General features: G+C 72.9%; 11 protein-coding genes and 1 pseudogene. 9 read left to right on the forward strand and 3 right to left on the reverse strand.

All coding sequences use genetic code 11. The features are described from left to right. Window positions 1-15 precede the first annotated feature (15 nt). Window positions 16-3,357 carry a hypothetical protein gene (locus tag Pma05_RS07200; protein WP_203856486.1) on the reverse strand — a complete coding sequence of 1,114 codons (3,342 nt, stop codon included), beginning with the start codon at window positions 3,355-3,357 and terminating at the stop codon, window positions 16-18. A gap of 322 nt (window positions 3,358-3,679) precedes the next feature. Here Pma05_RS07200 and Pma05_RS07205 point away from each other — a divergent pair, with 322 nt between their 5' ends. Together Pma05_RS07205 and Pma05_RS07210 are read left to right on the forward strand one after the other, a co-directional pair. Then, window positions 3,680-4,582 carry a DUF2726 domain-containing protein gene (locus Pma05_RS07205; RefSeq protein ID WP_203856487.1) on the forward strand — a complete coding sequence of 301 codons (903 nt, stop codon included), beginning with the start codon at window positions 3,680-3,682 and terminating at the stop codon, window positions 4,580-4,582. A 109-nt stretch (window positions 4,583-4,691) separates the two neighbouring features. Then, window positions 4,692-5,633, forward strand: coding sequence for a hypothetical protein (locus tag Pma05_RS07210; RefSeq protein WP_203856488.1), 942 nt, complete (start codon window positions 4,692-4,694; stop codon window positions 5,631-5,633). A 15-nt stretch (window positions 5,634-5,648) separates the two neighbouring features. On the opposite strand, the gene Pma05_RS07215 is transcribed toward Pma05_RS07210, so the two are convergent. After that, on the reverse strand, window positions 5,649-6,107 hold the full coding sequence (locus Pma05_RS07215; protein ID WP_203856489.1) for a DUF6069 family protein: 459 nt from the start codon (window positions 6,105-6,107) through the stop codon (window positions 5,649-5,651). Between the two features lie 107 nt (window positions 6,108-6,214). On the opposite strand from Pma05_RS07215, the gene Pma05_RS07220 reads away from it, so the two are divergent. Then, on the forward strand, window positions 6,215-7,393 hold the full coding sequence (locus Pma05_RS07220; protein WP_239311831.1) for a sensor histidine kinase: 1,179 nt from the start codon (window positions 6,215-6,217) through the stop codon (window positions 7,391-7,393). Continuing rightward, entirely contained in the window at window positions 7,381-8,046 is a 666-nt protein-coding gene (locus tag Pma05_RS07225; protein WP_239311833.1) for a response regulator, read from the forward strand. The genes Pma05_RS07220 and Pma05_RS07225 overlap by 13 nt, the downstream gene beginning before the upstream one ends. Before the next feature lie 115 nt (window positions 8,047-8,161). Here Pma05_RS07225 and Pma05_RS07230 read toward each other — a convergent pair whose 3' ends face one another. Beyond that, on the reverse strand, window positions 8,162-9,310 hold the full coding sequence (locus tag Pma05_RS07230) for a lytic polysaccharide monooxygenase auxiliary activity family 9 protein (RefSeq protein ID WP_239311835.1): 1,149 nt from the start codon (window positions 9,308-9,310) through the stop codon (window positions 8,162-8,164). 203 nt (window positions 9,311-9,513) lie between these two features. Here Pma05_RS07230 and Pma05_RS07235 point away from each other — a divergent pair. The 5 genes and pseudogenes from Pma05_RS07235 to Pma05_RS07255 form a co-directional block, all read left to right on the forward strand. Then, window positions 9,514-9,633: pseudogene (locus Pma05_RS07235) on the forward strand (YfcE family phosphodiesterase); the annotation flags it as partial. A 5-nt stretch (window positions 9,634-9,638) separates the two neighbouring features. Next, window positions 9,639-10,493 (forward strand): phosphotransferase, encoded by an 855-nt coding sequence (locus Pma05_RS07240; protein ID WP_203856490.1) that lies wholly within the window; start codon window positions 9,639-9,641, stop codon window positions 10,491-10,493. 72 nt (window positions 10,494-10,565) lie between these two features. After that, window positions 10,566-11,969, forward strand: a complete 1,404-nt coding sequence (sthA, locus tag Pma05_RS07245) for a Si-specific NAD(P)(+) transhydrogenase (protein WP_203856491.1) — start codon at window positions 10,566-10,568, stop codon at window positions 11,967-11,969. 124 nt (window positions 11,970-12,093) lie between these two features. Next, complete coding sequence (locus Pma05_RS07250; protein WP_203856492.1) at window positions 12,094-13,239, forward strand: PucR family transcriptional regulator; 1,146 nt, start codon at window positions 12,094-12,096, stop codon at window positions 13,237-13,239. A 70-nt stretch (window positions 13,240-13,309) separates the two neighbouring features. Next, a complete protein-coding gene (locus Pma05_RS07255) occupies window positions 13,310-14,089 on the forward strand; it encodes a hypothetical protein (protein WP_203856493.1) in 780 nt (259 codons plus the stop codon). The last annotated feature ends 8 nt before the right edge of the window (window positions 14,090-14,097 follow it).

A 14,097-nucleotide genomic window follows, 5' to 3' on the forward strand; every position in this document is an offset into this window, starting at 1 on the left:
ACAGCCGCGACCGGCTCAGGTCATCGTGACGTCGAGGGCGGCCGACCGGACGTCCGGCACCGGGTGCCGGCGCAGCCGGTGCAGCAGGTCCCGCCACGGTCGGCTCCAGCCGTACCGGCCGCCGGCCCGGGCCAGCGCCAGCGCGAAGAGCGCACCGGCCGGGTCGGGCCGGTCGGCGAGCCGGGCCGCCGCATCGAGCAGTACCGCCGCGGACCAGGTGCCCCCGCCGGTCGTCACCCGCCCGCCGAGGTGCGTGGCGAGCCGATCGGCCAGCGCCGGCCGGTCGGCGAGCAGTCCGGCCAACGCGGCGAGGTCCGCGACGAGTTCGTCGGGTACGGCGGTCTCCAGCCGGACGAGCTGCTCGAACAGCCAGCCGGCCGCCGGTACGAACTCCGGCTCGGCCGCGAGCAGCCGCGCGGCGGCCCGGACGTGCTCCCGATCCCGCTCCGGTCCCGCCGAGGCGGCCCAGCGGACCGCCGCCCGCACCAGCGTCTCGACCCGCCGCCGGGCCGGCCGGTCGGCGGCCGGTCCACCCGGATCGGAATCCGCGCCGTCCAACCTGACCAGGGCCGCCAGCGCGGCGACCAGCGGATCGGCCGTCGGTGTGTCGAGCAGCCGGCCGACGGTGCCGGCCACGGTCGGCCAGATCTGCTCGCTGTCCAGGTCGGACACGGCCGCGACGACCACCGGGACGAGGTCGCCGGCCCAGGGCGCCCAGTCCGGCAGCCCGGCCCAGGCCGCCCTCGCCACGATCCGGTCGGGATGGCCGCAGGCCCGCACCACCAGGGCGGCGTACCGGCGGCGGTGCATCGTGGCGGTCGCCTCGGCCGGCTGGGCCAGCACGGCGAGCAGATCCTCCCGGCTACCGTCGGCGGCCTGCTCGACGATCTGCCAACACTCCGGCTGGTCCAGTCGCAGCCGGGCGGCGGAGACGACGGCGGCCCGGACGTCGCGATGCTGGCCGTCCTGCCGCCAGGCGTCGTGCAGCGGTCCCATCGACTCCGGTCCGCCGAACCGGGCCAGCAGCCGGAGCGCCTCCTTGCGACCGGTCACCTTGCCGCGCCCGGTCGCGATCCCGCCGAGTATGCCCGGCAGCAGCGACGGCGCGACGAACCGTACGGCCCGACCGGCGGCGTACGTGGCGACCCGGGCTCGGTCGCCGTCGGCGTGGGCGAGCAGGATCGGCAGCGTCTCGGCGGGCCGGTCCGTCCAGGGCAGCGCCCCGAGCGCCGCCTCGGCGAGCCTGACGTTCGACGAGTCGACCCAGCCCGCGACGAACCGGTGGCCGTGTTCGGGCACCCGGGCGGCGGTGGCGATCGCGTGTGCACGGCTGTGTACCGGAGTTCCGGCGTCGGCGGCGACCCGGCTCAGCAGTTCCACCAGGGCACGTTGCTGACGCGGCAGCCAGCGCCCGGCGTACCGGGTCGACGGAGGTGTCCAGCGGGTGCCGGCGCTGAGGAACTTCCCGACGGGTACCGGGCCGGGCAGCACCAGGTCGAGCAGGTCGGTCCGACTGGCGGCGAGGACCTGCCACACCTCGTCGATCAGTACCGTGGACAGGTCGACCCGGAGCACCTCGGCCACCCGGTCCGACCGGGTCGCCGGATCGTCGAGCCAGAGCTGCACCGCGTCCCGGAAGTCGGTCGAGACCACCTTCGGGTCGATCGCGCGGCGCAGCAGCCGTTGCAGTTCCGGCACGTGCCGGGCGCGCCGGCCCAGCATCCGGGCGACGGCGGCAACCGGCTGGTGGTTGCCGCGCTCGACGGCGCTGTCCAGCCAGGGCCGGATCGTCGTGACGAAGTCATGTTCCTGTCCCCGGCGCAGGCCGGCGTCGAGCTTCCCGAGCCACGGCAGCCGGCGGTCGCCGAAGAGCCGCTCGAGGGTGCGCAACGACCACTCGACCAGCGCCGGTCGGTCCGAATGGTGCCTCAGCACCGCGACCGCCAACTGGCTGAGCGCGTGGTGACTGGCCCCCGAGGCGTCCCGGGCCTCGGTGGTGTCCCGCACGATCCGGTCGAGCGTCCCGGCCGATTCGGGGGTGAGCAGTCGAGGCATCGCGGCCAGCGCCAGCAGGGCTCGGGCCCGGACCGGATCCTGCTCGTTGCGGAGCAGGACCAATCGGTCGACGGCGTCGGCGACGGCGTTCGGGTCGCCGCTGCGCGCGGCGGCGGCCAGCAGTAGTTCGTAGCCGGTGGCCCGGTCGTCGGCGTCGGCCCGCCGCAGCGCCGCCGACAGCGCCGGCTCGGCCTCCGGCCAGGGCAGGTACGCCGTGTACCGCAGCGTCTCGGCCTCGTTCTCGGCGATCTTCGGCAGCGCCAGGATGCGCCGCGCCTCCCGGTGCCGCCACCGGTGCGGTAGGACCGTCATCACCCGGTCGGAGATGACCAGGTGGGCGCTGTCCACCTGTGCCGTCGCGGCGTCGTAGAGCGTTCCCCGGTGCCGCGGCGGCAGTGCCGCCAACAGTTGGGCGAACGGGCCGTCGTCGTCCCGGAGCCGCTCGGCGAGCACGACCAGTTCGGCCGGGTCGCGTCGGCCCAGCCGGTCGAGCAGGGCGGCCGGCAGCGAGGCGCGCCGGAGCCATCTCGCCCGGGCGGGATCGGTGAGCAGCCGGAGCACCCGGGCCGGGTCGGCGGCGGCGAGCACGCCGTAGTCGGCGAGGTCGCCGGGGAGCCAGCCGGCCGGGGCGTACCGGTCGAGCAGGTCGAGGATCCGCCGTGGAGCGCGATCGGCACACCGGAGCACCTGGTCGCCGTCACGCCGCCACCACCGTTCCCGGGCCGGCGGGTCGAGCCCGGCCAGCACCTGGTCCGCGTAGCTGAGCACGATCTCCCGGTGCCGGCGGAGCAGACCGGACCAGTTGTCGATCGCGTGGTCGAGTTCGGGCAGCAGTCGCCGTACGGTCTCCGCACCGCAGCCGGGCAGCAGCCGGGCCGCCTCGATGTCGCCGTAGCGGCTGCGGACCACGTCGAGCAACGCCTCGGCCTCGCCGGTCCGGGACGACCGGGCGAGCGTCCGGCCGACCAGCCGGCGGGTCTGGGCCGACGCGTCGGCGACGAGCGCGGCCAGGCCGTCGGCATCGAGCCAGCCGGCCCGCAGTGTGGCCCGGATCGCGGTGGCGCGGATCGCCGGATCGGGGTCGACGAGCGCGACGGTGGTGCCGGCCCTGTCTCGACTGATCAGCGCCATCGTCAGCGCCAGGTGGCGCTGGTAGCGGTCTCCGTCGCGCAGTTCGGCCAGTACGCCGGCGAGGGTGCCGTCGCCGGCCAACGCCCGGACGGCCGGGGCCAGCCGACGGAGCCGTTCCGGGTACGGCAACGGATCCAGTTCGCGGAGCAACCGCTCGGTGGGAGTGGACACGGTGATCCATTCTGCCGACCCGCCCCGCCGGGCCGCGCCTGTATTTCCCGGTCCGCACGCTCGGCGACGAGCGCGGATCCGCCGGAACCGGGCCCGGCGCGACAACGTCCACGATCCCGTGCGGTTCCTGGTCCACGATCCCGTGCGGTTCGCGCAGTTCCTGACCACGACGAGCGGGCGCGATCCCGGACGCACCTTCGTCGCCTCGAGGTGACCCGGACCGGCGACGCGCGGCCGGCGGCGGGTTCTTAGCATGGTGGGGATCTGCCGCCGGACGGGCGGTGTCGGAGGCGGCGAGCGGATGTTACGGACCAAGGGACAGATGGCAGAGACCGGTAGCGGCGGACGTCCGTCGACGCGATCCACCCGGCTTCCGGCCGAGCCGGCGGCACCCGGCGGGATCATCGAGCGGGCCGGTCGGATCGTCCGGCCCGACCAGCGGCTCGGCCAACTCGTGCCGCGCCGTCCCGAGGGGATCACCGGCAACCAGTGGAACGCGGCCAGCCGGGGTCTCTTCGACTTCGTGGTCTCCGACCCGGGCGGCCAGGCGACGCCGTTCGCGGTGGAGTTGGTCGACGCCAGCGTGCAGACCGCGCAGACGCAGCGGGACGACCGGATGAAGCACGCCGTCTGCGACGCGGTCGGCCTGGAACTGCTCCGGGTCGAGTCGGCGACGTTGCAGCCGGGCACGCACGGCCGGCGGATCGTCGAGTACGTCATCGACGCCCGCGCCTTCCTGGCGGCGACCGGCGACCCCGCCGAGTACGCCGAACTCGCCCCGGACGCCCCGCGCAGCTACCGCGACATCATCGGTCGGCTGCCGGACGGCAACAGCGGGCACGTCAACGACCTCGGGGCGGTCGCCCGGTCGATCGCGGTGGACGCGTACGTCAACCGGGAGTTGGTCGACCCGATCCTGCGCAGCCTGCATCTGGACTGGAAGGACGGTCCGGCCGAGGGCTGGGCCTGGCTCCAGGTGCGCCCCGGGGCGTACCTCTTCGAGCGGGTCCGGATCTGGCAGCACCGCTTCTCCTGCGGGGTCGAGCCGGGCCGGCTCGCCGAGGACCTGGCGACGATGGCGGTGGGGGAGCGGCTCCGGCTGCGCGAGAGCGTCGAGTTGCCGCTGACCGGCCGGGACCGGCTGGCCGGCGAACTCGACGGGGTGCGCGGGCGCCGGGACGAGCTGCTCAACCCGTACGCCTTCGAGCACGTCTCGTTCGACTAGGTTCCGTTGTCCCACCCGACCCCTGTCCCGACAGCGGGTGCGTCAGTCGGCGGGGGTCTTGTCGCCATTGACTACCGTGGAGCCGAGACGATCAAGAGAGGTGTCGGTCGTGGCGGAGCGGACAGGGGACGACGAACCCGCCGAGCCGGCGGAGCCGGAACCGAGGAACGGCGGCGACGGTGGACGTCGTACCCGATCGGTCGGCGCCACTCTCGGCGCCGCGTTCATCGTGCTCGCCTCGGTCGCGACCTGGTATATCGACCACCGGGCCGGGTCGTTGGACGCCGAGCAGCAGGCGCGGGAGCGGACCCTGTTCGCGGAGGTCTGCGACGACCCCGTCCAGGCCGCCGCGCTCGTCATGAACACCCCGTCGCTCGCCAGCACCTGTCCGGCGGGCCTGCGTCACCTGCTGTCGATACCGGCGGACGAGGTCGATCCGGGACCGGAACTCCTGGACGCCTATCTGGACCGGCTCTTCACGTTGCTGGACGCGCGGATTCCCAGTGACGTCACGCCGTACCTCGACGCGCTGCACCGCGACGACGCCTACCGCACCGGCCTCGACGAGCTGCACCGCAACGCCCGGCGGTGCGAGGTGCTCCTGCCGAGCGGCACTCCGCCACCGGCGGACCCTCGCCCGACCGGGAACTTCTGGGACGACTGGCAGCGGATCGAGGTCGTCCCGCAACCCCGGTCGGTACGGGCGACCGAGGCGCCGGACGGGCACGTCGTCGTCACGGCCCGGGTGGTCGACACGACGCCGGCCTGCCTGACCCGGCCCGGCCTCGAGCCGTCCCCGCCGCCCCGGTACGTCGGAACCACGGCGCTGACCCTGTCGTTCAGTACCGGCACCGGCCCGAGCGGCGAACGGGTGTGGCTGCTCGACCGCCTCGACGCCTGCCCGGTCCGGCCGGATCCGCTGGCCGCGGAACCAGTGGTCGGCACGTACTCACTGACCCGGCGCCAGTCGATCCGGAACGACGTCTCCGACTCCCTCTTCCGCTACGCCGGCAGCACCTGTCCTGCGGCAACTCCCTCGGCCAGTAACTGAGCGGGAGCCGCAGCATCATCGGGCCGCCGTCCGGGCCGCCGTCCGGGCCGCCCAGGGCAGTCCGACGACCAGCACGACCGCCGGCACCAGATGCAGGACGGCGAGCCCGAGCCGCGCGGCCGGGTCGACGCCGCCGGCCGGCCCGAGCAACGAGATCCCGAAGGCGCCGACCGCGACGACGGTCCAGATCAGTCGCGCCCGGGTGGTGAACCGTTCCAGCAGGGCCAGCAGGCCCCAAGCGGCCAGCGCGGCGAGCACTGCGGTGACCGCGACGGCGACCGGGCCGACCTGGGTGACCGTGCCGCCGTTGCGGGCCGCGAGGTCGATGCCGGCGCCGTCGCGCAGTACGAAGAAGGCGGCCTCGGTGACGACGACGGCCGCGCCCACCACCCCGAGCCGACGGGCACGGCGGGCGCGGCTGGCGCCCGGGTTCGCGGTGTGCTCGGTCCTGACGTTCGTACGGGTCTCTGTCATGCCGTCGAGTTTGCGGACGGGCCGCCGGGCCGACATCGGTCCGGCCGTCTCCCGGCCTACGACTTTGGTCGGTGGTCGAGATCCCCACCCCGCTCTAGCCTGGCCGCATGGGGGTGAGCGGGGCGGGTGACGAGGGACGACGGCCGGTGCCGCGGCCACCCCGGCTGGTCATGCTCGGCTCCACGATCGCCATCAGCCTGCTCGTCGGGTCGGTGGTCTGGACCACGGTCACTTCGGGACCGGCGCCCTGGCTCCGGCTCGACATCGCGGCGGCCGTGGTCGCCTGCACTCTCGTGCCGGTGGCGGTCACCTGGCCGGTCGCCGGTGGGCTCGCGCTGGCCGCCCTGGCGGCGGTGTCCCCGGTGGCGACCCCGGCGGCCACCTTCGCCGCCATCAACGCGGCCCGGCAGCGCCCGTTCCCCACCGCCGTCGCGGTGGCGGTCGCCGGGCTCGCCGGGCACGCCCTGCAGGGCCGGTGGCGACCGTTGACCGGCCTGTCGTACGGCTGGTGGCTGCTGCTGATGGCCGCCGCCTACGCGGCACTGCTCGGCTGGGGTACCTGGGCGCGGGCCCGGCAGGCGCTGGTGATGTCGCTGCGCGAACGCGCCCGGCGGGCCGAGGCCGAGCAGGGCCGCCGGGTCACCGAGGCCCGGATCGCCGAGCGGACCCGGATCGCCCAGGAGATGCACGACGTACTGGCCCACCGGCTGTCCCTGCTCGCCGTCTACGCGGGTGCGTTGGAGTACCGCCCCGACTCGTCGCCGGAGCGGCTCGCGGCGGCGGCCGGGGTCATCCGGGGCGGCGTGCACCAGGCCCTCGACGAACTCCGCGAGGTGGTCACGGTACTCCGGCAGGAGCCGGCCGGCGCCGATCCGGACAGCCCGCCCGGGCCCGAGCTGCGGGACGTGCCGCGCCTGGTCGGGGAGGCTCGGGAGGCCGGCCTCACCGTGTCGTTCGAGGACCGGACCGACCCGAACCTGGCGGAGGCGGCGGTGGCTCCGGTGACCGGGCGGACGGCGTACCGGGTGGTGCAGGAGGCCCTCACCAACGCGCGGAAGCACGCGGCGGGCCAGCCGGTACGGGTACACCTCGCCGGCTCCCCCGGCGGTACGCTGGTCGTCGACGTCCGCAACCCGCTCTCGTACCAGTTGCCCGAACTGCCCGGGGCCGGGATCGGACTGGTCGGGCTCACCGAACGGGTGAGCCTGGCCGGCGGGCGGCTCGACCACGCGGTGAACGTGGCCGGCGAGTTCCATCTCCGGGCGGAGCTGCCGTGGCGGACCTGAACCCACCCGTGGTGCGGGTGATCGTCGTCGACGACGATCCGCTGGTCCGGACCGCCCTCACGATGATGCTCGACGGGGCACCCGGGATCAGCGTGGTCGGCACGCTCGCCGACGGTGACGAGGTGCCCGGGGCCGTCGACCGGCACGGGGTCGACGTGGCGCTGATGGACATCCGGATGCCCCGGGTCAACGGCATCCTGGCGACCCGCCGGTTGCGGGCCCGGCACAACCCGCCCGAGGTCATCATGCTGACCACCTTCGACACCGACGACCACGTCGTACGCGCGCTGCGGGCCGGGGCGAGCGGCTTCCTGCTCAAGGACACCCCGCCGGAGCGCATCGTCGACGCGATCCGGAAGGTGGCCGCCGGCGAACCGATCCTGTCGCCAGCGGTGACCCGGCGGTTGATGGAACGGATCACCACCGGCGCCGACGCCTACGAGCGGGCCCGGTCGGCGCTGGCGACGTTGAGTCCCCGGGAACGTGAGGTCGCGCTGGCGGTCGCGCAGGGGCGGACCAACGCGGAGATCGCGTCGAGTCTCGCGATGAGCGTGGCCACCGTCAAGGCACACCTCACGCACATCCTGACCAAGCTCGACCTGGGCAACCGTACCCAGGTCGCGATGCTCGCCCACGACGCCGGACTGATCTGACAGTGCGGCTGGCCGGTCGGACGGCTGCCACGGATTGGTCACCCCGGCGGTCTCTAGGTCGGACGCGGCCCCTTCCTGCCACCCGGTGACGCTGGGAAGGGGCCGCGTCCGGCTGTCAGGCGGCGGCGCAGCTCAGCGACGGTACGGCGTTGCTGCCGGTCTGTGACGCGAGGAAGCCGAAGGTGGTGCTGGCCCCGGCGCCGAGACTGCCGTTGTAGTCGGTGTTCCGGGCGGTGACGCTGGATCCGCTGCTGGTGATCGTCGCGCCCCAGGAGTTGCTGACCTGTTGCCCGTTGGCGAATGTCCAGGTCACCGTCCAGCCGCTGATCGCGGCGCTTCCGGCGGTGACCCGTACGTCCGCCTGGAAGCCACCCGACCAGCTACCGGTGACGGTGTACGTCGCCGAGCAGCTACCCGAGCCGCCGGGCGGCGGGGTACGGGTCGGCGTGGTCGTCGGCGGCGGGGTGGTGCGGGTCGGCGTCGGGGTGGGGGTACGGGTCGGCGTGGCGGTCGGCTGCGGGTTGCCGCTGCCGCCGAAGTTGACGTCGCTGCACCAGTAGTAGTTCTGGTCGGCGTGGCTGGCCTTCCAGATCACGAAGACGATGTGCCGGCCGGTCCGCCCCGGCGCGCTGATCGGGATCGTGTTGGAGACGCCGTTCAGCACCGGGTCGCCGGGCTCCCGGGTGCCCGCGCCCGGCGCGTACCGGCCGGTTTCCCGGAGCAGTTCGAGGTTGCTCCAGCCGAGCCGTTGGGTGAGCGGGTTGAAGCCCTGCCGGGTGACGTAGATCAGGAAGTAGTCCGCCCCGTGCAGCGCCTGGTCGTGGATGGTGACGTTGAAGTTGGTGCCGACGTTGGCGGCCTGCCAGTTGCCCGGGTTGTCCAGCGCGGCGTACCGGACGCCGCCGGTCTCGCCGGCACTGCACAGTTGGCCGCTCGGCACGGCGGCCTGGTGGTTGCCGTTCACGCCCTCCCGGTAGAGGCCGTTCCAGTTCCACATGGCGTTCGGGTCGGCCTGCCAGGCCTGCCAGCACATCGGGTCCTGGGTGGCCATCGCCGGGTTCTGGAAGTCGTTGCCCCAGCGCTTCCAGCAGCCGTAGTTACGGGAGGCGGGGTTGATCGTCGAGCCGTGCCCGCTCGCGGTGTCCCGGGAGACCGCGAGGGCGCTGGCGAGGAGGACGACCGCGGTCGCCGCGACCGCGAGGATCCGCAGGACCATCGGGGCGCGGCGCCGGGCCGGGTGCAGGGGTTGGGCGAGTGAAGACATGGGATCCCCAGACGTCGATTGCACGAGTGAGTACGCGGGAGGCTTGCCCGGCGCTCCCGCACCATCCACCCGGCTCCGGCGGCGGTGTCCCTGGAGAGAGATTCACATCGCTGAATGGTGCTTGTCAATAGTTTAGGGTGCCAACAAAGGAGGATGTCGGGCCCGGCGAGAACCACGGCAGGCGCGTGGATAGGGTGGTTCCGTCCGCCGCCCGGTTCGCCGACTGCGACCTGCTGGTCTTCGGCCACTCCCACCTTCCGTGGCACAGCGAGGCGCCGGGCGGGCTGCGGTTGCTCAACCCCGGCTCGCCGACCGAGAGGAAGTGACCATGCGTGCCGAGCTGACCGGGTACGCGCGGCAGGTGCTCGGCTCGGGGCAGGTGGTCGCGGACCGGTCCTGGGGGCACGGTGTCGCGGGCGTGCTGGAGCTGCGGGACGACGACGGGGCCGTCTGGTTCGTGAAGGGACACGGCGACCCGGAGCGCTACCGGCGGGAGCTGTCGGCGTACCGGCGTTGGGTGCCGGGGCTCGGCGGGCGCGCACCGAGGCTGCGGGCGTACGACGACGAACGGCTCGCGCTGGTGCTGTCGGCGGTGCCGGGCGAGGCCGGTCTGTCGTACGCGACGGATCCGGAGGTGCAGCGCGAGGCGGGGATACTGCTGCGCCGGCTGCACGACACCGAGACGCTGTCGCCCTGGACCGATCTGGTCGCCGAGAAGCTCGACGAACTGGACCGGCTCTCGGTCCGGGCGAGCCGGCTGCTCGAACCCCGGGAACTCGACTTCGTCCGGGCCGAGCTGCGGAACCTCTCCGGCGTTCCGGCGCCGGCCCGGGTGCCGTGCCATCTCGACTACAGCCCGCGCAACTGGCTGGTCGACCGGGAGGACGGACACGGCGTCGAGGGGCGGGTGCACGTCATCGACTTCGAGTGGGCCGGGCCGGAGGTCTGGGTCAACGACCTGAACCGGCTCTACTTCGGCCCGTGGCGGGACCGGCCGGACCTCGGGGACGCGTTCCTGGCCGGCTACGGTCGTACCCTCGACGACGCCGACCGGGCGGTGCTGCACGCCTGCGGGGCGCTGACCGCGGTCTTCATCGTGGTCTGGGCGCACGGGCGCGGCGAGCCCGGTTTCGCCGAGGCGTGGCGGCAGAACCTGCGCGGGTTGATGGACGGGTGGCGGTGAACCGGTGACCGCGCCCGGTAACCGGCCGATCGGCCCGGCGCGGTCCGATCACCCGCCTGCCAGACTGTAGGGGTGCATGACTTCGACGTGCTCGTGGTGGGTTCGGGGCCGGGCGGGCAGAAGGCCGCGATCGCGGCGGCCAAGCTCGGCAGCCGGGTGGCGGTGGTGGAACGGCAGCACATGGTCGGCGGGGTGTGCATCAACACCGGTACGGTCCCGTCGAAGACGCTGCGCGAGGCGGTGCTCTATCTGACCGGGCTGAGCCAGCGGGAGGTGTACGGCCAGAGCTACCGGCTCAAGGACGACATCACCGTCGCCGACCTGACGGCGCGGACCCAGCACGTCATCGGCCGGGAGATCGACGTGGTGCGCAGCCAGTTGGCGCGCAACCGGGTACGGCTGATCACCGGTAACGCCCGGTTCACCGACCCGCACACCGTCACCGTGACCGATCCGGTCGGGCACGAGTCGAAGGTGACCGCGGACAAGATCATCATCGCCGTGGGTACCCGGCCGGCGCGACCGGCCAGTGTGGACTTCGACGAGCGTACGATCATCGACTCGGACGGCATCATCAACCTGGAACGGGTGCCGAACTCCATGGTCGTGGTCGGTGCCGGGGTGATCGGCATCGAGTACGCCTCGATGTTCGCCGCGCTGGGCACCAAGGTCACCGTGGTCGAGCGGCGGGACCGGATGCTCGAATTCTGCGACCTGGAGATCGTGGAGGCGCTGAAATACCACCTCCGGGACCTGGCGGTGACCTTCCGGTTCAGCGAGGCGGTGGCGGCGGTGGAGCGGCACGCCCGGGGTGCCATCGCGGTGCTGGAGAGCGGCAAGCGGATCGCCGCCGACACCGTGATGTATTCCGCCGGCCGGCAGGGGCTGGGCAGCGAACTCGACCTGGAGAACGCCGGCCTGGCCGCCGACGCCCGGGGCCGGATCGAGGTCGACGCGGAGTTCCGGACCTCGGTGCCGCACATCTACGCGGTCGGTGACGTGATCGGCTTTCCCGCCCTCGCCTCCACCTCGATGGAGCAGGGCCGGGTGGCGGCGCACCACGCCTGCGCCGAACCGGTGCGGGCCCTGTCGGAGGCGCAGCCGATCGGCATCTACACGATCCCGGAGATCAGCTTCATCGGCCGTACCGAGGACGAACTCACCCGGGACAAGGTGCCGTTCGAGGTCGGCATCTCCCGCTACCGGGAACTCGCCCGGGGCGCGATCAGCGGCGACTCCTACGGCATGCTGAAGCTGTTGGTCGCCCCGGACACCGGTCGGCTGCTCGGGGTGCACATCTTCGGCACCGGGGCCACCGAACTCGTGCACATCGGACAGGCCGTGATGGGCTGCCAGGGTACCGTCGACTACCTGGTCGACGCGGTCTTCAACTATCCGACGCTGGCCGAGGCGTACAAGGTCGCCGCGCTGGACGCGATGAACAAGATGCGGCACCTCGCCCGGCTGCGGGACTGACACCGCCAGGGCGGTCCGTGGACGGTCGGATAGCGTGAGGGGTCTGTTACGGTCGATGACGTAGCGCGACCCATCCGCAACCGCCACTGCTCCGAAGCATCCGCGACGGAGAGGAACCGCATCGATGAGTGCACTGTTCAACGCCCTGCGGGAGCGGGTCGAGGTCAACGCGCGGCACGCGGTCGAGACGTACACCAACGAGGTCAGTGAATACCAGGCGATGGCGCCCGGCGTCGACGGCCAGATCGGGATGTACGACTTCGCGGTACTCATCCGGCGCCGGTCGCTCGATCTCGCCGCGGTCGAGCTGCCGCTGAAGGAGCAGGACCTGGCCGCCATCGCGGCGGTCGGCCGCCAGCGGGCCGAGGTGGGCCTGTCGGTGCCGTCCCAGCAGCAGGTGCTGGGCCTGCACACCGCGATGATGGTGCGCGAGGTGCACGATCTGGCCCGCCCCGAGGACGTCACCGACCTGCTGCGGATGGTCGGCTGGCTCGGCACCCAGGGCGTCCGGGCTCGAAGCGCCTACCTGCGCGGTTACACCCGTGGCGTGGGTACCGCCCGGGTGTTGTCGACCCGGCTGGAGATCCTGGCCCGGGCCCTGCTCGCGGACGAGCCGGTGGAGCCGTTCGTCGCCGACCTGCGCCTCGCCGGGCGGTACCATATCTCGATCTTGAAAATGGCGCGGCCGGCGACGCCGGAGACGCAGTCCGAGGTGGTCGCCGCGCTCGCACCGGACCGGATTCCGGTGACCTGGCTCGCCGCCGACGAGGTCGCCGTGCTCACGCCCGGCAACGCCGCCAGAGCGAAGACCCTTCAGTGGGTACGCCACGCGACGGCGCTGATCGGGCAGCCCTGCGGGATAGGCACGGCCGAGGGTGTGGTGGGCGGACTGGCCGAGACGCTGGCCTGGGCCCGCGAGGCGAGCCGGGTGGCGCCGCCACAGGATCGTCCGGAGCGGCTGCCGGAGATCGCGGACCTCTTCGTGGAGATGGCGGTGGCACGCACGCCGGCGGTCGACGGGTGGCTGCGCAGCTACGCGAAGGCGCTGGCCACCGGCCCGGACCTGGTGGCGACGCTGCGTGCCTACTATGCCAGCGACATGAACCGGACGGGCGCCGCCGCCGCGCTGCACATCCACCCGCGCACGCTGGACTATCGGCTGCGCCGGGTACGCGAGGTCACCGGCATCGATCCCGGCTCGACCGTCGGTGTCCGGCTGCTGAGCGCGACGGTAGCGCGGACGCTCGCCGTGCGGCACTACGCGGACTGACAAACGTCACCGCGGACTTACGCACGGTTCACGAAGACGGGCAACGTCCGGTGCCGAGAAACTCTCTGCCATGTGGAGGAGACGTATACATGGCATCGCGGCGTCGGCCGTCGCGCTCGCGATGCTGCTGACCGGGACCGCACAACCGGCCCGGGCCAACGCAGACGGCGGCCTCAGCAGCCCGATCGTGGACGCGGCACTGATCGCCTTCAACATCTACCGGTCGGGCAGCGCGACGCCGGACCAGATCGTCGAGTTCATCCGGGTCATCACCGGCGCACTCACCGGCCTGGAGAACGAGGTGAAGGATCACGCCGACGGCCTCGAGGCGGCCGAGGTGCTCGGGCACGCCAGCCAGGTCCGGGCCGACGTGTTCGATTACCACAACATGCGGGACAACGAGGTCACGGCGGAAGTGTTCGCCATGCGGGTCGGCGGCTTCGCGGCGAACGCGAACTACAAGTACCGGGTGGTCGGGCGGAAGGCCAAGGACCAGATCGGCCTCGGCGCGCAGACGCTCTACCCGGTCGCCATAGCCGTGCGCGTCGACATCAAGTGGACCGGCGGGCTCGGCGAGATCGAGGCCGCGTACCGCGCACTCAACCAGCGGATCGTGGCCGACCTGGAACCGACGTGCACCCGCGTCAGCGACCCCGAACCCATCCCGGGCCGGATCTACGTCCGACACGAGTGCGTGGCGGCCAACGGCGAGACGGCCGTCGCCGTCGACCACAAGGTCGGCGACACCTGGCGCAGCGGGCCGGTCAACCTGGAGAACCTCAAGCTCGAAGCCGCCAGGAACTCGAGCTGGGCGGCGGCCAAACGCATCCTCGCCGGACAGGGACAGTAGGAGGAAAC

Source organism: Plantactinospora mayteni (assembly GCF_016862935.1).
Lineage (GTDB): Bacteria > Actinomycetota > Actinomycetes > Mycobacteriales > Micromonosporaceae > Plantactinospora > Plantactinospora mayteni.